Below are 20,000 nucleotides of genomic sequence, written 5' to 3' on the forward strand. Positions count from 1 at the left end.
GCGGGCGGCACTGGTCTTCCAATTCAAACGGAACGCTATGGAAAAAGGCGGCAGGTCTTCACGTTTTGTGAAGGTCTGCCGCCTTTTGCTTATCTTCTGGTTTTAAGAATTCACGTTTTGCGCTCCGCCTGCGCTGGCGAAGCCATACATACAGAGTCTGGAGTTACGCGTTATTCTTTGCCTTTTTCTCTTCCAGTGAAGACCAGCTTTCCAGACCAAACATCGGCTCAGCGCTCTTGATGGCGTCGACGATCGCTTCGCTGAGCGCTTTAATGGCCACAACAGACACCGCTGTCAGGTCCATCGGCACCTGATTGGTCGTCATCGTAAATACGGTATCGCCGTCGTTTGGCGTATGTACAGGACGAATGGTCCGGGCCAGCGCGTTCTGACACATGCCGGCGAGTTTGGTCATCTCCGCCTGGTTGAGATCGGCGTTGGTGATCACCGCGCAGATAGTCGTATTCATGCCTTCCATGGACTGCGTCATCCTATTCAGTACTGCGTCTTCGGTATTGATTTCCATACCGGCCGCACGATTATAAATTCCTGCAAGACGATTTTTCGAGTCGGGTTCAAAGACATCGCCGCACGCGTTGACCGCTGCGATCGCGCCGACTTTCAGTGCGCCGATCTGACAGGCGCACGAACCGATACCGGATTTCATCGCATTTTCAAAGCCCATAAGCTTGCCGACACTGGCACCCGTTCCGGCTCCATAGCAGCCGCTTTTCCATTCTGGGTGTTCACTGTTTTTTGCGGCTTCATAGCCCATCGCTTTATCGGGGTAGGCATCCGGCGATCCGCAGGGCAGATCGAACAGCGAAGCCTGACATACGATCGGAACGACCAGTCCCTTCATGCCAAAGCCGGCGCCTTTTTCTTTCAGATACTGCATGACACCCGAAGAGCTTTCGAGTCCAAAGGCGCTGCCGCCGGAAAGAACGACGGCGTTGATCTTCTGCACCATGTTTTTGGGATCGAGCAGATCCGTCTCACGGGTTGCCGGCCCGCCGCCGCGCACATCCACGGCTGCCGTTGCGCCTTCCATGGATAAAATGCAGGTTACGCCAGTTCCCTGCTGGCGATCCTGAGCCTGACCGATTTGAAAGCCGTCAAGATCCGTAATTGGAATTTTCTTCATCATATTGTCCTTACTCTATTCTGTTTTCTCAGGCAAAGCCTGATTTTGAACGGTCTGCCGCAAAAGGAGACAGACTTTCTTTCCTTCATTATAGAAAATCCCGCCGGTTTTAATGTTCACCTTTGGGATTGTCTGTGTTTCTGGTGCATCCTCTATCCGATTGCTCAAAAGCAGAATCTGGCCTGGATTGCCCTTTCCTTTTTGTGTTTCTGTATTTTCGTGATTGCGATTTTTGCTTCTTTGTACTTTTCGTTTGTTTTGAATACGTGTTCTCTACTCATGCAAAGAGGAGATATGAATGGTCGGCTTTGGCGCGAAGACGGTTGCATGGGAAGGAACATCCTCGCTCACGACCGCGCCCGCCTGAATCTTTACATGATCCCCGATCGAAATATCGCCGATCAGCACCGCTCCAGCCCCGATCAGACAGTGATCCCCGATCACCGGCGCTTTTCCCTTGCTTTCGCCGATCGTTACATTTTGATAAATCCAGCATTCTTCCCCGATCTTTGCGTAGCGGGAAATATAAATGCCATGCAGACCGTGCGGAAGTCTTGGCCGCGAAGCAAACCAGGTGTCCTTGCCAATGTAGCCGCCATGCTTTCGCGCACTTCGATTCAGAAAAAACGTATAAAAATCCCTTTTCCATCCGCTTTGCGTATTCTGGCGGTGAAAGAAAACCTTCCAGTAGGTTTCCATTAAGTCCCCTTTGGACCAGGTAAGTATATCTGTACGGATTGCCACAAAGCCGTCCCCCTTAGTATTTGAAAAGGCCTGATTTTGCCTTTTTGACTCTCTGTTCTGCCCTGTTCTTTTTGTCCCCTTAAGCCAGAACGCTGGCTGCTTAACCGGGCAGTCGATGCGAGTGCAATCCGATACTAACAGAGGCAAAAGATGCGGGCAAGAACCGGAATACGCACAGACAAAACGATTGTCCCCAACCCGAAGAAATACACAGATCCTCTCCGGCATCTTCCCAGAACGATCTGTGTCTCCGTTTATGAATTTCTCTGTTTTCGCTTTTGGATCTTCGAATCCATTGTTCGATATTTCTTCAATGAACACGTGCAAACCCGCTTATTTCGGCTTCGCCAGTTTATCCTCGTAAGATTTCCGATGCAGCTGCAACCGCAGCCGCAATTCGCGGTGTTTTTCACTGGCCGATCCATCGGGGTCTGCGATGGGAAAGGCATGGTCCTCCCTTTTAAAAACCTGGTTGAACTGGATTTGCAGGCGGCGTTTGCAGCACGGATTGAAGCAAATATGGGGCCAGATCTTCCCGTACAGATCCATATAAATACAGATCATAAATGCAGATCATAAATGCAGGTCATAAATGCAGGTCATAAATGCAGGTCATAAATGCAGGTCCGCAATAAATAAAGATTCGTATTTGAACAGCGAAACAGGCCTATGGCGATTCAGAGCCCTGTTTTGCGCAGCCCCTGATTCAGAAAGGAGAATCGGTACCCGGCAGGGGAGACGATGGCCTGGAAAATCCATTCCGTCTGAGTATCCGGATCCGATTGGATTTTATGTATACGAAAGCCGCGTTTTGTCCACGGTTTTCATTCTGGATAACCGGTCTGCTTTTCTTACAGTAAGCGTTTTCTATTTTTTGGGAAAGTGTGTATACAAAAAAACAAAACAAAAAGCGTCGCAGGAAAAATGCCTAAGATTAAGCTGATTCTTCCCGTTTTACCTGTCAGAACCGCAGGCAGTGCTTCAAATTTTCGGGCGATTTCATGGAGCGACTCTGCAGATTCAGACGCAGGAAACGGAAAACTCAACAACACAGGAAAAGGAAGAAAACATGAAAAAACTGAAAAACCGGTTTGCATCTGCCTTCCTGGCTGCAGCACTGACTGTAACCGGAGCGCCTCTGCCGCTTCTTGCACAGGATCAGGCTAGCCCGCTGGCCGATGAAAATGCAGTCGTACTTGACTTGAACGAGAAAACAGTCGCTCGCTACAGTTCCGTACGCATCACCTTTACTGCAGAGACCTCTCACACGTACAAGATTCAGAAAAAAAATTCGTCAGGCGCGTTTGAAGATCTTGACGGAGCATCCGCTCTGACGACGGGCAGCTTTATTGATGAAAAGGCCGGAACAGGTACTGCACCGACGTATAAGATCGTCGACGTGACCAATCCGGATCAGCCGCAGGAAACGGCGGAATTTACAAGCGTAAAAACAGGCCTTGAAGCTCTGGCCGCCGTCAGTACTCTGGCATGGACCGACCCGAAGTCGGATGGACAGGCCACGGTTTTTGATGGAACCAATACGGTGCAGATGGATGCACAGACGGTTGCTAAAGTGGCAGCCCTGAATGAGGGTACAGTAATTGCCAAGGTTCAGCTCAGCTCGGATGCAGTCGCAACGCAAAGCGGAGCATTCCTTGGAATCAAATCCGGAACCAGCAACCGGTATTTCGGCTACCGGAGCAGCAGTGCTACTTCACTGCCTTTTGCTTTCGGCTACGAACTGACCGATACAAACAAGATCAACTGTCTGGGTTCCAACACGAATAACTGGAGCCTGCAGGCAGGCGAGAACGGTCACACAGTCGTTTACCGCGCGCCGGCGGATTGCGTTGCCGATCGTCTGACCTACTTCTATGACGGCGCGGACGGTCTGATCAACGCCTCTTATCCTAATATTTTCAAAGATCAGAAATTTAATGGCTTCTTAACAAAGACCACACCGATGGATGCAATTTCCATTGGAGGCGTAACGGACGCCAATGGAAGCAGCACGGCTTTCCCGTGGAAGGGAACGATCAATTACGTTCTGATTACTTCAGAACTGCTCTCTCAGTCGGAGTGTGCAGCGGTTTCGCAGGCAAATGCAGATATCCAAGCCGATCAAATTCCGGATCTGAGCGAGAAAACGGATGGAGAACAGCTGCAGATTGATGAAGCTCTGCATACGCGCTACTCGACAGTCCGCATTTCCTTTACGCCAGAAGCCGGCCATACCTATCGGATTCAGAAAAAAAATGAAGACGGCACATTCTCTGATCTTGCCGATGCTGGAGCACTGACAGCCGGCAGCTTCATTGATGTGAATGCAGGTCTCGGCAAAACAGTTACGTATAAAATTATCGACAACGATACGAAACAGGAAACGGCAGAGCTTACCAGCAAAGAAACGGGCCTGAAATCTCTTGCGGAAAGCAGCACGCTTTGCTGGATCGATCCGAAAACCGGAGGAACCAGTACCGTATTTGACGGAACGAATGTTGTTTCCGTAGATGCAGCAGCAGCCGCTAAACTTGCAGCCATGACCGAAGGAACCGTGATCGCAAGAGCCAAACACTCTTCCGATCTGAGCTCAGCGGGCGGCGCATTTCTTGGCATGAAGTCCGGCAGCGCAGACCGGTTCTTCGGATATCGCAACAATAAGAATAACCAGGCAGTATTCGGCTATGAACTGACAGACAGCAACAAATGCCAGTGCATGGGAACAAATGCCAGCAACTGGGATCTTGCAGCCGGCGACAATGCGCATACGGTCATTTACCGTGCCCCGGCTGACTGTCTGAATAACCGTCTGACCTATTTCTACGATGGAGCAGACGGGCTAACCGGTGCGACAAACCCGAATACATTTAAAAACGCCAGTTTTAATGGCTTTCTGACCAAAACCACACCGATGGATACTGTAGCAATCGGCGGCGTCAAAGATGCCAGCGGAAATGTAAGCAAAGCCTGGAAAGGCGAGATTGACTACGTCCTTGTCACATCCGAACTTCTGACCGAAGCAGAATGTGCAGCTCTTTCAGCAGCCAATGAAAACATTGACTCTGATAGTACGGTTGATCCGACACCGGATCCCGTAAAAGTTGAATGTACAGTCAAAGGCGGCGTCTTCAAAAATACGATTACCTGGAACGGCGGCGGAACCGCAAAGATCACCCGTGATGGCAAGGTTGTTGCCGAAGCAGCTGTTTCTCCATATAAGGACGTTCCTGAACAATCCGGTTCCCATACGTACAGCATTGAAGTGACGACCGATGGAAAAACCGATGAATTCTCCCATACCGTCAGCACCGGACTGGAAGAAACTTCCGTCCTGTATCACGACTTCAAAAAAGACACCGGAACAAATCCAACCGTCTTTGACGGAACACGTCTGCCCTATAACTTCCTTGAAAGTGCAGATGAGGATCTGAAAACCCGTGTTGGAAATATCGGAAGCGGTGCAGTCGTCATTCGTTTCAAATCCAATACGACTGCCAATCCATACAACCTGTTCTTTGCTCATAAAGCCGGCGTTTACGCTCAGGCGGCATGGCCGGCAGACAACGCAGTCGGCGCTATTGAAGGCCGCGTGCAGGCAAGCAAGAAAGCACGCTTTGACTTAACCGGAGGCGCTAAAGCTGAGTTAGGATCGGTTGCTGATGGACAGTGGCATACGATCGCCTTCTCCAGTGCAGATGCCGATCACCTGGGCGAAGCCGATACCTTCTGCGTGACACTCGATGGATCAAAAGTCTTCAGCTATCCAAATAACTCGTCTTTTGCAGGTCTGTTTACCCGGCTTGGCGGCGCTGCAGATGAAGTTCTGATCGGCGGTGTTCGCAAAGCAGCAGGCACAGACACATCGTCTTTTGCGGGACTTTTCAATGGTGAAATCGACTATGCAGCCGTTGTGGACGAACCGCTCTCCAATGAAGAGCTCATCGAACTGACAAAAGCGGATGAAGCCCCTTTAACGAAAAATCAGCTGTTTGATACCTCCGGAAATAAGCACTGGGTAGCTGTCGGCGGCGGCCTGGCTTCCGCTGGAAACGATATCCTTGGCTACAACGAAACCTACTACAAACTGTTCCATCTGAACATCAGTCTCGACCACAATGCCAACGGCGGATACGACCTGGCCAACTTCAACCGCCAGCGCTATGTCATCAACCGTTCCATTCCAGGCAACACGATCAAAACTATCGATGAACAGTACGATTCTCTGATCAATAAATATGGCCCGCGTTCTGTCCTGCTCATGCTCGATGGCAACGAATCTCTGAGCGACCAGCAGATCAAAGACAGTCTGAAATCGATCCTGACAAAGAATATTGAAGCCAAACGCTTCACCCTGCTTCAGATTCCGCCTGTAAAAGGGGACGCTTCCAGAGATCTGAAAGCTCTTGTCGATGCAGTGATTGCAGCAGACTTCTCAACATACGGCGATTCCATCGTCGTAGTGGATCACGAAGCCCTGTTCAAGGCTGCCGGCGAGGATGAAAAATCCTTCGATGCAAACGGTAACCTGAACGCCAGAGGTCATCTGCTGATCTGCAACCAGCTTGGTGCAGCTGTCGGTGTCGGCGATATGGGAACAGCCAATCTGAATACGCTCAGCAAGTATTCCTTCACACCGCTGGCTCCGCTTAAAGAAGAAACGCCGGTCTTCACCGTCACTTCCAATTCCGTGCAGGCTTCCATTCAGGCAGACGGAACCTACTATGGCGTTCTGGAAGTGAATGGTCAGAAAACGAAAAAGGCGTTTGCGAATAAGGCAGTTGTCTTCAATGGTCTGAACCCAGAGACCGCATTTGATTTCACGATCGTCAATGCGGATGGCGCTGTTGTTTACAAGAAGAAAACCGGTACGACCGGAACATCTGCAGTTACGGATGCAAAAGATTACGATCAGCTGACCGACCTGCAGAAACTGGTCAAGCAGTATACGACCCGGGAGCAGCAGACGACCTGGCTGTTTGTTGGCGACTCGATCACTCATGGTGTTTATACAGACGGCTTTACCGGCGTTCCGGATGTCTTCGAACGCTACGTCCATGACGATCTGAATCGTCCAAATGACGTTGTCATCAACGGAGCTATTTCGAATGCTGATTTTGGTTCTTACTTTACGCACAAAGATGAGCGCTACGATCGCTGGAAAGAGGAAGCGGACGTTGTCATCTGCATGCTCGGTACCAACGATGGAGCCTATGGTCCATCAGAAGGAAACCACTGGCTCTACACGGACTACAAACAACATCTCTCGGATGCCGTAAAAGAGTGGAAAGCAGACGGTAAAGTTGTCGTTCTGCGCGTTCCGCCGAAAATTGTCAACCAGGCGCATGCCGGACATATCGGACGCAATGACGATATCCACAGATGGGTAAAAGAAGTTGCCGAAGAACAGGGATGCATTCTGGTCGACCACTTCGATCTGTTTGATGAAAAACAGAAATCCGATGAAAAATCGATTACCTCCACCGGCTTCTGGTTCAACCATTCCGGCGGAAAAGACGGCATTCACCCCGTAGGTCCTGGTCAGATTGCCATGGCTAAACAGGTGATTCAGGAAATGGGTATCTTCGACAGCAATTCCCGGATTGCCCGTCAGGATATGGTCGAACCTATTACATCCTCTGAATCGATCAAGAACACGAAACTGGTTCTGGATACCGAACACAAGACCGTCAGCTATAACCTCAGCGCACTCGAAACAGAACTTGGCAAGACTGTAGGTGAAGCGGAACTGACCATTACAAAAGGCTCAACAACGATCTCGAAGAAGCTGATCCGCAAAGACGCATCGTCTTTAGGCACGATTTCTGTTGATCTGCAGGATCTTTCCGGAAATGTACAGGCTTCTGTTACGATTCGGACCACGGATTCCTGGAACGGAAGCACCTATACCGACCAGACTGTCGCAAAACAAACGCTGACTCTGAGTGAAGAACCTGTCGTAACGTTCGATCTGAAAGCCCTCCAAAAAGCTTACGATGATGCACTCGCACTGGCTGCCAAACAGGATACCCTCCTGCCGCAGCAGTGGAAGACGTATCTCACGCAGAAAGCCAGTGCAGGCAAAGCAGCACTCGACAATCCCGCAGATACCTTCAGTTCGCAGGCGGAAGTAGATGATTCTGCCGAGCGTCTTGCGTATGCGGTATCCTTGGCGACAAGCGCATCGAATGCCTATAAAACACTGGATGCGAACAAAGCTCTTGACCTCTCCGGCTATACCGATGAAACAGCTTCCGCCTATACGGCCGCCAGAAAAGCTCTGGAAGACTGCATGGCTGCCTCCATTACTGGTCAGGGACCGGACTATGCCTCAAAGGCGCAGATCGACAGCCTGCTCACGAGCTATACCGAAGCAAAAGCAGCTCTTGAAGAAAAACCGGCTCAACCGACAGTGGATACAACCGCTTTGCGTATGCTGCTTTCGGATATTGGAGAGATTGATCTGAGCGACTACCGCAATCCGAACGAGATCCACACCCGCTTTAATACGGCCCTGCAAACCGCAAAAAATGCGCTCACCTCGAACTCGCAGACCGTCATTGATAATGCGGTGAAAAACCTCCACACGCTCTGGCTTGAAATGCGTCTGAACCCTGAAGCTGAAAAACTGAAATCGTCTTCCATCTGAAAATGCGTATGTTCTGTTCCGTTTCAAATCTGAAAATGGCAGATTCCCGTAAAAAATGCAGGGATAAGTCCAGGTAAAAGCTTCAGGAAACAGACAGAGGATACAGCACCCTTCAGCTGAACTGAAGCTGTGCAAAGAGCGGATCTGTACTGGAAAAATCCAGCAGATCCGCTCTTTTTCAGACGTTCTAAATTTTTTAAGGGTTTAATCTCGGCGAGTTTTCCAAAAAGCTTGCAGGGATTAAACCCTCATTTTCGTTTCAAGGCAACCTGGACTGTCCTTTCGCTCCTTTGTATCCTTTCTCAAAGGGATCCTGTCTCAACGCGAGCCGGTTTCATGCGGGCACGGTGCGATTTCAAAGTCGCCGCCGGATCGGGTATTCCTTCGCGCTGTTCTTAATCTGCTGCACAATTTCGTTTCAATTCTCGATTCTCGATTTTCGAATACGTCAGGCAGCGATCGTTTGTTCGCACTTTTCCGTTCTTCACGTCTGCGTCATCGGCCGTCTTAGCGATTTGGCAAAAATTACCGATTTTCTAAACCCGCTGACGGCACTTCTGGCGAACGCATTCTGCTCCTTAACCTGGCAGGGGGTAAGCGGCGGGAGAAGGCCAGACACCCCACCGGCGGCATCCGCCTTAGTCCTCTTAAAAAAACAGACGAAAACTCGCTCATGATAGTTCGCATTTCAAGGGCATCCATAAGATCGCCGCGGATCCGCAGCAGAAACGGACGGAATTTCTGCTCCTTTCTCCACGTTTTGAAGCGGGAATTACCACTTTGTTCACCGTCTGGATCCAGTCCATCTGCCTCGATTTCTTTTTCCTTCGACCCCTTTCATTTCGCAAGTATACCCGCGTAAAAAAACAGCTGCTTTAAAAAGAATGAAGCACGCATTCGTTCCGCTCCAGTCGAAGTTTTCTCATCCCGCAAAAGCCGCCTGGGCTTTCGAAATTCTCTGGGAACTTGCTAAATACAGGCGGCTTTTAGACTTTGACTTTTTTTCGGATTCTGAGCGATATCCTCTGGAACTGGCTTTATTTGGATTGATTCTGTTTTTCAATCGCGTGGATTTCGGCGGCAATTTTGTCGACCTGCTCCATTTCCTCTGGAGTAAGCGAGGGCGTTTCCAGCGCCTTGAGATTTTTGAGAATCTGTTCGGGCTTGCTGGCGCCGATCAGAACGGACGTAACGCCTTCCTTGTCGAGCAGCCAGCGCAGCGCGAGCGCGGAAAGCTCACAGCCTTTTTTCTTCGCCAGTTCGTTGAGCTCGCGAAGCTTTTCGACTTTGGCTTCGGGCAGATCGGACTCATGCAGGAAGCGGCCGTCGGTACGAATGCGGCTGTCAGCGGGAATGCCGTTGAGATAGCGGTCGGTCAGCTGACCTTTCGCCAGCGGGGAGAACGTAATCATGCCTTTGTTCAGTTCGTTGCTGGCTGCGAGCGCGCCGTTGGTTTCCACGGTGCGGTCAAGAATCGAGTAGCGGTTCTGGTTGATGACGTAGGGCACTTTCAGCTCATCGAGAATGGCGCATGCCTTTTTGAGCGTTTCGCCATCGTAGTTGGACAAGCCAGCGTACAGCGCCTTGCCGGCGCGAACAGCCTGGGCGAGGGCCCCCATCGTTTCTTCAAGCGGGGTATTCGGGTCCATGCGGTGATGGTAGAAAATGTCGACGTAGTTGAGACCCATGCGGGCCAGCGACTGATCGAGACTGGCCAGCAGGTATTTGCGGGAACCCCAGTTTCCGTACGGGCCGTCCCACATTTCGTAGCCGGCTTTTGTCGAAATGATCAGCTCATCGCGATAGGGCATGAGTTCTTCCTTGAGAATGCGGCCAAAATACTTTTCAGCGGCACCAGGTTCGGGTCCGTAGTTGTTGGCCAGATCGAAATGGGTAATGCCGTGATCAAAGGCGGTAAGGATCATCTTCTTCATGTTTTCATACGAAGAATGGTCGGAAAAGTTCTGCCAGAGGCCCAGCGAGAGGGTGGGAAGCAGAAGACCGGAATTGCCGCAGCGGCGGTATTCCATTTGTTTATAACGGTCTGGATTTGCGATGTACATATACGTTTTTCCTTTCAATATATTATGGGCGGTATAGTTACGATCCGGATTTTGATCCGGATCGGCGAAACGAAGCGGGAAACAGGGCCTTTGCCTCTTTTCCGGCTTCGATCTGCCTTTCGTACACAAGTTGCGGTGCATTTTTATCACCGGCAATCTTCTGTACGTTCCGGTTTCAGAATAGCATTTCACCACACTCTGCGCCGGATATATCTTTTGGCTTGCGGGCAGCAGGCGGATGCGTCCATCCGCCTGTCGGGCACGTTTGGAGGCGTATCGGATCCGAATAGTTTTTTCATCTTTGATCAGCATAGGACTTTCTAAAGTCCTGATCTTTTATTTTCACGCAGACAGCTTGCCTTACGAATGGGTCTGCTTTTTTTACAGGCGGTCTGTTCACAGGCTGTAAACACCGCACCGACTATATAAACAAAGAAAAAGTTCAGCAGATGCAAGCGGTTTCAGCCTATTTTTTGCGGAAATTTGTGAAAGTTGTTTCCGTGAGATTGGAAATTATTTTCATCTATCTATAATTGAAATAAATTTTTATGGAGGAGAACAATGAAAAAATTTCTCACAGTTCTTACCGCCGGTGCAATGGGTCTTTCCCTTGCTGCCTGCCCTCTCAGCCAGCGCCATCCGCTTCTGAGACGTCGGGCACAAAGACTTCCGCTTCTGAGACGTCGGGTACAAAGACTTCCGCTACCGGTGAGCGGGTGACTCTGGCCAAGGAAAATGATGCGATCTCCCTGGACAGCAGCTACGCAACAGACGGCATGTCTTTTGAGATGATCGCTGCTTCCGTTGAAGGCCTCGAAACGATGGACAAAGACGGAAATGCCGTTCCTGGCATTGCGGAATCTTATGAGCTTTCCGATGACGGTCTGACCTACACGTTCCATCTGCGCGACGCAAACTGGGATAACGGAACACCGGTTACGGCCAACGATTTTGTATTTGCATGGAATTACACCGCAGCAAACCCGAAAGCCGAATACGCTTACCTGTTTACTGCAGACGGTGCCTGCGTAGAAAATGCAGAAGCCATTGTCTATGACGGCGAAACCGACAAGAAGCTCGGCATTAAGGCCGTTGACGACAAGACCTTTGAAGTCAAGCTTTCCACGAAGTGCCCGTACTTCCTTTCGCTGATGACATTCCCGGTATTCTACCCGATCAACCAGGAATTCTTTGAAGCGCAGGGCGACAATTACGGTCTGACCGCGGACAACCTGCTGGCCAACGGTCCATACAAGCTGACGCAGTGGACCAAGGGTTCTTCCCTCTCCTTTGACAAGAACGAATCCTACTGGGATGCCGAAAACGTCAAAGTTGCCGGAATCGACGTCAACATCGTTCCGGAAGCGTCTACTTCCGCACTGAGCTTTGAAAACGGACAGACCGACTTCACCAAGCTCAACTCCACGCTCGTTGACAAATACAAGGATTCCCCAAGCTACACCACGTACCTCGAAGGCTACCTCTGGTACCTCCAGTACAACCTCAACAATGAATACCTGAAAAACGAAAACCTGCGCAAAGCCATCGCTACCGTCATCGACCGTACCGACCTTTGCGACAACGTCCTCAAGGACGGTTCCATTGCGATCGGCGGCTTCGTTCCGGAAGCCTTCGCCGCTGGACCTGACGGCAAGGACTACACCGATGGTGCCAAGAAGTTCTACGAAGAAGTCGGCGATGACGGTCTGAAAGCCGCAGAAGAATACTGGAACAAAGCCAAGGAAGAACTCGGCGTTGATTCCATCAGCCTGCGTCTGCTCTACGAGCCATCCGATCCCGCCAAACCGGCTGCTGAATTCATTCAGTCCGAAATTCAGAAACTCCCGGGTCTGACGATCGAAATGGTCAGCCAGGAAAAAGAAAACCGCATTGAACTCCAGAAAGCCCGCGACTTTGACATCGTTCTGACTCGCTGGGGTCCGGACTATGCCGACCCGACCACGTATCTTAACCTGATGGTTACAGGCAATTCCTACAACTACGGCGATTACTCGAGCCCGGAATACGATGCGATGATTCAGGATGCAGCCAACGCAGCAACTCCTGAAGAACGCTGGGAACTTCTCCACAAGGCAGAAGAACTGCTGATGGAAGATTCCCCAGTTGTTGGTATCTTCCAGGTCGGCGGTGCAAGCCTTGTAAACCAGAAAGTTACCGGCATTGAAGCCCATTCCTTCGGCGTTCCTTATATTTATAAGAACCTTGCCAAAACGGAATAACCGCTTTCCTGCCAAAGACATGTTTTGAACGGGTCCCGGCCAGGGGCCCGTTTTTTAGGAAGGATTCATTATGGACAAATCAACAATCCGATATATCCTGCGTCGGGTTCTGATTTCCATCGTTACGTTATTTGTGATTGTTTTCGTACTCTTCTTGATGCTTAAGCTGATGCCGGGTACGCCGTTCAACGATGAGAAACTGACCGAGGCGCAGAGAGCACAGATTTACGCAGCCTACGGACTCGACAAGCCCGTGCTGCAGCAGTTCTTTATTTACGTTGCCAACATGATTAAAGGCGACTTTGGCATTTCCTACGCGATTCAGCGCAACATGCCGGTTTCCGCACTCGTCGGACCCCGTATCGGCGTTTCGTTCGGTCTGGGTATCGGCGCCTGCGTCATCGGTACGATTTTCGGTCTGATTCTCGGGATCGTGGCTGCGCTCAACCGCAACCATTTCTGGGACACCTTTGCGACGATCCTGTCTGTTATCGGCGTTTCCATCCCGTCCTTTGTCATCTGTCTTCTGCTGCTGATCCTCTTCGGCGTACAGATGCCCGTTCTGCCTGTCATTTACAACAACGCCCGGCCGGTCGCTTCTTCGATCATTCCGATGGTCGCCATGTCCTTTGGCGTTGTCGCCAACGTCGCGCGTTTTACCCGTTCGGAAATGATTGAAGTGCTGGGCAGCGAATACATTCTGCTCGCGCAGGCCAAAGGCATTTCGCAGCGCCGTCTGATCTGGATGCATGCAATCCGCAACTGTCTGATTCCGGTAATCACCGTTCTCGGTCCGATTATCGTTGGCCTGATGACCGGAAGTATGGTTATCGAAAAAATCTGCGCGATTCCAGGTCTTGGCTCGCTTCTCGTCAAGGCGATTGAAGTGCGCGACTATAACGTCATTCTGGCGATCAGTTTCCTGTACTCCGCTTTATACATCTTTGTCATGCTGCTGATCGATGTGCTGTACGGCATCATCGACCCGCGTATTCGCCTTGGAAAGGGGGACGCTTAAGATGCGTGCTGAAATTTCCTGTCAGAAACAGCTCGATGAATTTCTCGAGGGCTATCGCGTTCTCGATCAGGACTACGAGCTGATCGACATCCCGACGCGTCTGGATCATGACGAGGTCACGCCAAGTTCCTCCTTCATGCACGACGTATGGGTTCGTTTTAAATCCAACAAGGGCGCGCTCATCGGCGGTGCCATCATTGTTGTTTTCCTTATTCTTTCGTTTGCCTGCCCGATGCTTTCGCATTACAGCTTTGACGCCGTAAATACCGCGGAACAGTCCATGGCCCCGCGCATTCCGGGTCTGGAATGGATCGGCTGGTTCAACGGCCAGGGCGGCATTCGACAGTACGTGGGCGAATACGCCAACGTCTACCACTATTTTGGTACCGACGTTCTCGGCCGCGACCTGTGGGTTCGCTGCTGGGAAGGCTGCCGCATTTCCCTGTTCGTTGCCGGAACCGCGGTTCTCGTCAACGTCTTCATCGGCATTATTTACGGTATGATTTCCGGCTACTTTGGCGGTCTGGTCGATTCGATCATGCAGCGCTTCCAGGAAATCGTGAACTCCATTCCGACGCTCGTTATTCTGACGCTGCTTCTGCTCATCATGAAGCCGGGTCTGTATACGATCATCGTCGCTCTGATTCTGACCGAGTGGATCGGCATGGCCCGTGTCACCCGTGCGCAGGTGCTTAAGATCAAGGAAGAAGAATTCATTCTGGCTTCCAAGACGCTGGGCGCGAGCGGATTCTTCATTATTTTCAAAAAAATTCTGCCGAACATCTTTGGCCAGATCATCATCATGGCGATGTTCTCCATTCCTAACGCGATCTTCTACGAAGCGTTCCTCGCCATGGTCGGTCTTGGCGTTCCTGCCCCGCAGGCTTCGCTGGGTTCGCTGATCAACGACGGCTTCAAATCCATTCTGGTTACGCCGTACATGGTCATTATTCCTGTTGTTATCCTCGGTATTCTGATGCTTTCCTTCAACCTGCTGGCTGACGGTCTGCGCGATGCCTTCGACCCGAAAATGAAGGAGATGTAGAGATGAAAGAGAAAGAACGCATTCTTAAAATCCGCGATCTCGATATCGCCTTTACTACCGACAACGGTACCGTCAACGCGGTACGCGGCGTAAATCTCGATCTGCACCGCGGCGAAACGATCGCCATCGTCGGCGAATCCGGTTCCGGAAAGAGTGTTACGACCAAAGCCGTCATGGGCATTCTGGCCGGCAACGGAAAAATCCAGAACGGATCGATTGAATACACGTACTACGAATTCCCGCCTGAGAGAATCGCGGAAATTCAGACCAAATACAATGGCCGCATTCCGGACGGCTACCCCAGACCGGAAGAAAAGAAAACGGTCGATATCGTTCAGTCTTCCCCGAAATTCATTCAGTCGCAGATCCGCGGCCGCCGCATTGCGATGGTGTTCCAGGATCCGCTGACTTCGCTCGACCCGACGATGACCATCGGCAAGCAGGTCATGGAAGCCATGCGCTACCATTACAATATGCCGAAAAAACAGGCGTGGGACCGTGCGGTCGAACTGCTGCGTCTGGTCGGCATCAACGATCCGGAAAAGCGCATGAAAAACTATCCGCACCAGCTCTCGGGCGGCATGCGTCAGCGTGTGGTTATCGCTATCGCGCTCTCCTGTGACCCGGAAGTTCTGATCTGCGATGAACCGACGACCGCGCTGGACGTTACGATTCAGGCCAAGATTCTGGAGCTGATCAAGGACATCCAGAAAAAGAAGGATCTGTCCGTTATTTACATCACCCACGACCTCGGCGTTGTCGCCAAAGTTGCCGACTACGTCAACGTCATGTACGCCGGCAAGATCGTCGAAAAAGGTACGATCAACGAGATCTTCTACGATCCGCGTCATCCGTACACATGGGGCCTTCTGGCGTCCATGCCGGATATGGATACATCCGGCGACGAGCTGTACACCATTCCGGGTACGCCGCCCAACCTGCTGTACGAAATCAAGGGCGACGCATTCGCCCCGCGCAACCGCTTCGCACTGAAAATCGACGAAGATATCGATCCGCCGATGTTCCGCATTACCAATACCCACTCCGCCGCCACCTGGCTTCTGGCCCCGAAGGCGCCGGACGTACAGATGCCGCCTGAACTCAGGGAACGTCTTGAGCGCATGCGCAAAGCTGCTGGCTATACCGTAACCGCGCCGAAAAAACCGTTCGGAACGAAAGAGGAACCTGCAGCTGAAAACAAAGAAACAGAACGTAAAGAAGAGGAGGTTTCTGCATAATGGCCAATCGAATTCTTGAAGTAGAAAACCTCAAGCAGCACTTCAAAGTCAGCCGTTCCTTTACCGTCAAGGCGGTAGACGGCATCGACTTCTGGATCGATGAGGGCGAAACGTACGGTCTGGTCGGCGAATCCGGTTCCGGAAAATCCACAACCGGCCGTTCGATCATTCGCCTGTATCGTCCGACGTCCGGAAAAATCACGTTCTGCGGCCGCGACGTATCCGGCAAGATGTCGCATGAAGATGAGAAATTTCTCCATACGAACATGCAGATGATTTTCCAGGACCCAATGGCCTGCCTCAACCCGCGTGAAAAAGTTCTCGATATCATCGCGGAAGGCCTCGATATCCATCATCTGTACAACACGAAGGAAGAGCGCGACCAGAAAGTCTACGACATTCTCGAGCTCGTCGGCCTGTCCAAGGAACACGCTAACCGCTATCCGCACCAGTTCTCCGGCGGACAGCGTCAGCGTATCGGGATTGCCCGCGCGCTGATCATGGACCCGAAGCTGATCATCGCCGACGAAGCGATTTCCGCGCTCGATGTATCCATTCAGGCGCAGGTCGTCAACCTGATGAAAAAAAATTCAGAAGGAAACCAACACGGCGTTCCTGTTCATCGCCCACGACCTGAGCATGGTCAAATACATTTCCGACCGCATCGGCGTTATGCATAAGGGCCATCTGGTCGAAACCGGTACAACGGATGAAATCTTCACGCATCCAGTTCATCCGTACACCCGCTCCCTTCTTTCCGCCAACCCGGAACCAAACCCGGTCATCGAAAAGAAACGCGTGGCGCTCACCTACGATGCCGACGCGATGGGCGTCGACTACACCAAAGGCAAGAAGCAGCACATCGACGGAACGCATTACGTTCTGGCGACCGATGAAGAGCTGGCCAAATGGGTAGAAGAAGCCAAAGAAGACGCGCGTCAGAGTGCCCGATTGAATTAAAAAGGCTTTAGAACCAGACAATCTCAAATCAAAATTCTTCCAAAGGAAAAGATATGACGCTTCCCAATTGAGCAGGTCGGGAAACATGTCATATCTTTTTTCTATTCCACAAATTTTTCATTTCTTTCCGCGCTTTCATACGGTTTTCAAGCTGACGTGACATCGGAAAGAATAAGCGAAATGAATAAGAAAGAAAACCGGATCGCCAGATCAAGACAAGCCCAGACGGCGCTCGATAAAAGGCGATCGATTGGAAAGAAAGGATAGTTTCATGAAGGAATCCAAAGAGGCTGAACAGCTCCAGAGGACATCTGCATGCCAGAACCAGCCGGCATCGGCCGCGAAGTCCAAAGGCGCGTTTCGTGCGGGCTTTCTGGCCAGCGTGCCGATTATGCTGGGGTATATTCCAGTTGCCATCGCCTACGCGGGCATGGCGCAGACGGCAGGCATGAATTTCTGGCAGACGCTGTCACTGTCCCTGTTCGTCTATACGGGCGCGGGACAGATGACGACGGCGTCGATGCTGGCACAGAACGCGGGGCTCTGGACGATTGTCATTTCCGTTTTCGTCATGAATCTGCGCCATATCATCATGAGCATGGTCGTCATGGAAGATCTGAAAACAGCGCCGCTGTGGCTGCGCTGTGTGCTTTCGCTCGGTGTGACCGACGAAGTGTTCGCCATGTTTACAACGCAGGATCATTCGAAAATCACGCCGGCCTTTTTTGGCGGTCTGGCCTTTGGCGCCTGGTTTTCCTGGTGGGTCGGAACCGCGCTGGGCGCCGTACTCTGCGCCTTTTTCCCGCCCGTCTTAACCGCGGCGTTCGCCATCGCCATGCCGGCGATGTTTCTGGCGCTGCTGACGCCTTCCTTGCAAAAGCATGCCCGTCTCTGGATTCCGGTTCTTGCGGCGGCGCTCTTTTCCTGGCTGGCGAGCGTCTATATTGAGGGCAGCTGGAATATTGTCATCGGTTCGCTGGCCGGCGCGCTGATCGGTCTGCTCTTTGTAAAGGAGGAAGACGTATGAATTTCTTCCTGCTGACCGTTCTGCTTTCGCTCTCCACGATGATTCCGCGTCTCGTGCCGGCTCTGCTCGTCTCGAAAATTCATTTTTCTTCCAAAGGCAAAATCTTTTTGCAGCTGCTGCCGTATACGGTCATGGCTTCGCTGATCTTTCCCGGAATTTTGGAGACAGATCCAAAGCACATTCTGATCGGGGTGGGCGGCGGCGCGATCGCCGTGCTCTGCGCCTATCGTAAAATGCCCGTTATCGTCAGCGTACTGGCGGCCGTTCTGCTCGATCTGCTTCTGTATCTTTTCGTGTATTGAAAAAAGCCAGAGCGAAGCGTGTCTCGATCGAGATGCGTTTCGCTTTTTTCCTGTTTTATAATCACAGTAACTGGAGATCTCCCGCCTGACTGGCTTACGCCAGGGATACGACCGCGAATGAGATCCGAGAGAGACCAGAAACGAGATCCGAAAAGCAAAAGGAAAGGAGAGAGTGCAATGAAACCCGCTGCAACGTCCAAGGAAGAAATTCTGAAAACGTGTCGTCGTATGGCTTCGACACAGGGCTGGAACGATTTAAACATTCGGAACGTTTCGAGCGCCTGCCAGGTTTCGGTCGGCTGTCTTTACCATTACTTTCCTTCGAAAAGCGATCTGGTCAGCGCCACCGTCATCAGCATATGGAAGGAAATTTTCCATTTACCTGAAGGCTTTCTGAAACAGAACGACTTGAAGGCCCTGCTGAAGCAATGGTATGCGCAGATGGAAGACGTCTTTCATACGTATCCAGGCTTTGCGACCATGCACGCCCGCCTGATCGCCAGCAACGAACGGCAGGTAAGCTCCGTCTTCATGCGAAGGACCTGGAAGCAGATCGTCAGTACGATCGCGCAGACGATAGAAAAGGACCCCTCTATTTCCGCAAACCGATTCGACCCTGCGTTCTCGTCGGAACAGGCAGCGCAGATTCTGTTTTCCCTGCTTCTGGCTTCCATTGTTGAGGAAAACTACGATCCTTCCCTGATTCTGACCGCCGCCGACCGGCTTCTGTTCTGAGGCCTTCCTGCCTCAGAACAATTTTTTGTCAAAAGTGAACATTGTTCACATTATCTGGGCGCATCGATCTTCTCTGCCGCTTACATAGCGTACATTTAGTTCTGGAAAGTCTGATCGTGAAAGGAGTCTTACTATGCAGGCTATTCTGGAAACCCTGTTTGATGTGGTTTATCTGTTTACCGTCATCACCCTCGGCATTTTGATGATTCGCGATTGCAAGGGTGTGAAACAATACCGTCTCTTTGGATGGATGGCCGTTATTCTGGGATGCGGCGACGCGTTCCATCTCGTTCCGCGTATGGTCGCTCTCTGTACCACCGGTCTGGATCACTACACCGCCGCGCTGGGCATCGGAAAGCTCATCACATCCATTACGATGACCATTTTTTACGTATTGCTTTATTCCGTCTGGAAGGAGCGCTATCACCCAAAACATACGCAGAACCTGACGATTATCGTCTGGTGTCTGGCCATCATTCGGATTGCTCTCTGCCTCTTCCCCCAAAACGCGTGGACATCCACGCATGAGCCGCTCTCCTGGGGCATTTACCGCAACATCCCGTTCGCGCTGCTCGGTCTGCTCATGATCGTTCTGTTTTATCGCAGTGCCAAAGCCGCCAAGGACAAGGCGTTTAAATGGATGTGGCTGACGATCGTTCTGAGTTTTGCCTTCTACATTCCCGTTGTACTGTTCGCCTCGAAAGTTCCAGCGATCGGCATGTTAATGATCCCGAAGACATGCGCGTACGTCTGGACCGTTCTGATCGGCTATAGCGCGATGAAGAAATCCCAGAAAGCCTCGGCTTAAACGCGTAAAGCGAAGAAAGGAAAACGCGAG

General features: G+C 51.3%; 13 protein-coding genes and 1 pseudogene. 10 read left to right on the plus strand and 4 right to left on the minus strand.

The features are described from left to right. Positions 1-163: 163 nt before the first annotated feature. From Q2J39_RS00445 to Q2J39_RS00455, 3 genes are all read right to left on the minus strand, one after another. Complete coding sequence (locus tag Q2J39_RS00445) at positions 164-1,144, minus strand: P1 family peptidase (RefSeq protein WP_288338806.1); 981 nt, start codon at positions 1,142-1,144, stop codon at positions 164-166. A gap of 273 nt (positions 1,145-1,417) precedes the next feature. Next, positions 1,418-1,843 carry a serine acetyltransferase gene (locus Q2J39_RS00450; RefSeq protein ID WP_288338785.1) on the minus strand — a complete coding sequence of 142 codons (426 nt, stop codon included), beginning with the start codon at positions 1,841-1,843 and terminating at the stop codon, positions 1,418-1,420. Between the two features lie 378 nt (positions 1,844-2,221). Further along, complete coding sequence (locus Q2J39_RS00455) at positions 2,222-2,452, minus strand: hypothetical protein (protein ID WP_288338786.1); 231 nt, start codon at positions 2,450-2,452, stop codon at positions 2,222-2,224. A 505-nt stretch (positions 2,453-2,957) separates the two neighbouring features. On the opposite strand from Q2J39_RS00455, the gene Q2J39_RS00460 reads away from it, so the two are divergent. Next, positions 2,958-8,534: an SGNH/GDSL hydrolase family protein gene (locus tag Q2J39_RS00460; protein WP_288338787.1), complete on the plus strand. Its 5,577-nt coding sequence runs from the start codon at positions 2,958-2,960 to the stop codon at positions 8,532-8,534. Between the two features lie 1,037 nt (positions 8,535-9,571). On the opposite strand, the gene Q2J39_RS00465 is transcribed toward Q2J39_RS00460, so the two are convergent. Beyond that, positions 9,572-10,597 (minus strand): aldo/keto reductase, encoded by a 1,026-nt coding sequence (locus Q2J39_RS00465; protein ID WP_230266571.1) that lies wholly within the window; start codon positions 10,595-10,597, stop codon positions 9,572-9,574. 776 nt (positions 10,598-11,373) lie between these two features. On the opposite strand from Q2J39_RS00465, the gene Q2J39_RS00470 reads away from it, so the two are divergent. The 9 genes and pseudogenes from Q2J39_RS00470 to Q2J39_RS00510 all read left to right on the plus strand — a co-directional run bounded on the left by Q2J39_RS00470 (position 11,374) and on the right by Q2J39_RS00510 (position 19,970). After that, complete coding sequence (locus Q2J39_RS00470) at positions 11,374-12,837, plus strand: peptide ABC transporter substrate-binding protein (RefSeq protein WP_288338788.1); 1,464 nt, start codon at positions 11,374-11,376, stop codon at positions 12,835-12,837. Positions 12,838-12,907: 70 nt separating this feature from the next. Continuing rightward, a complete protein-coding gene (locus Q2J39_RS00475; protein WP_230266569.1) occupies positions 12,908-13,855 on the plus strand; it encodes an ABC transporter permease in 948 nt (315 codons plus the stop codon). Position 13,856: 1 nt separating this feature from the next. After that, positions 13,857-14,900, plus strand: coding sequence for an ABC transporter permease (locus tag Q2J39_RS00480; RefSeq protein ID WP_288338789.1), 1,044 nt, complete (start codon positions 13,857-13,859; stop codon positions 14,898-14,900). A 2-nt stretch (positions 14,901-14,902) separates the two neighbouring features. Continuing rightward, a complete protein-coding gene (locus tag Q2J39_RS00485) occupies positions 14,903-16,138 on the plus strand; it encodes an ABC transporter ATP-binding protein (RefSeq protein WP_288338790.1) in 1,236 nt (411 codons plus the stop codon). Next, positions 16,138-17,098 (plus strand): annotated as a pseudogene (locus tag Q2J39_RS00490) (ABC transporter ATP-binding protein). The gene Q2J39_RS00485 and the pseudogene Q2J39_RS00490 overlap by 1 nt, the downstream one beginning before the upstream one ends. Before the next feature lie 271 nt (positions 17,099-17,369). Continuing rightward, complete coding sequence (locus Q2J39_RS00495) at positions 17,370-18,125, plus strand: AzlC family ABC transporter permease (RefSeq protein ID WP_288338791.1); 756 nt, start codon at positions 17,370-17,372, stop codon at positions 18,123-18,125. Further along, a complete protein-coding gene (locus Q2J39_RS00500) occupies positions 18,122-18,427 on the plus strand; it encodes an AzlD domain-containing protein (RefSeq protein ID WP_288338792.1) in 306 nt (101 codons plus the stop codon). The genes Q2J39_RS00495 and Q2J39_RS00500 overlap by 4 nt, the downstream gene beginning before the upstream one ends. Before the next feature lie 177 nt (positions 18,428-18,604). Beyond that, a complete protein-coding gene (locus Q2J39_RS00505) occupies positions 18,605-19,162 on the plus strand; it encodes a TetR/AcrR family transcriptional regulator (protein ID WP_288338793.1) in 558 nt (185 codons plus the stop codon). Between the two features lie 133 nt (positions 19,163-19,295). Continuing rightward, complete coding sequence (locus tag Q2J39_RS00510; RefSeq protein ID WP_230266563.1) at positions 19,296-19,970, plus strand: hypothetical protein; 675 nt, start codon at positions 19,296-19,298, stop codon at positions 19,968-19,970. Positions 19,971-20,000: the final 30 nt, after the last annotated feature.

Source organism: uncultured Allobaculum sp. (assembly GCF_948576815.1).
Lineage (GTDB): Bacteria > Bacillota_I > Bacilli_A > Erysipelotrichales > Erysipelotrichaceae > Allobaculum > Allobaculum fili.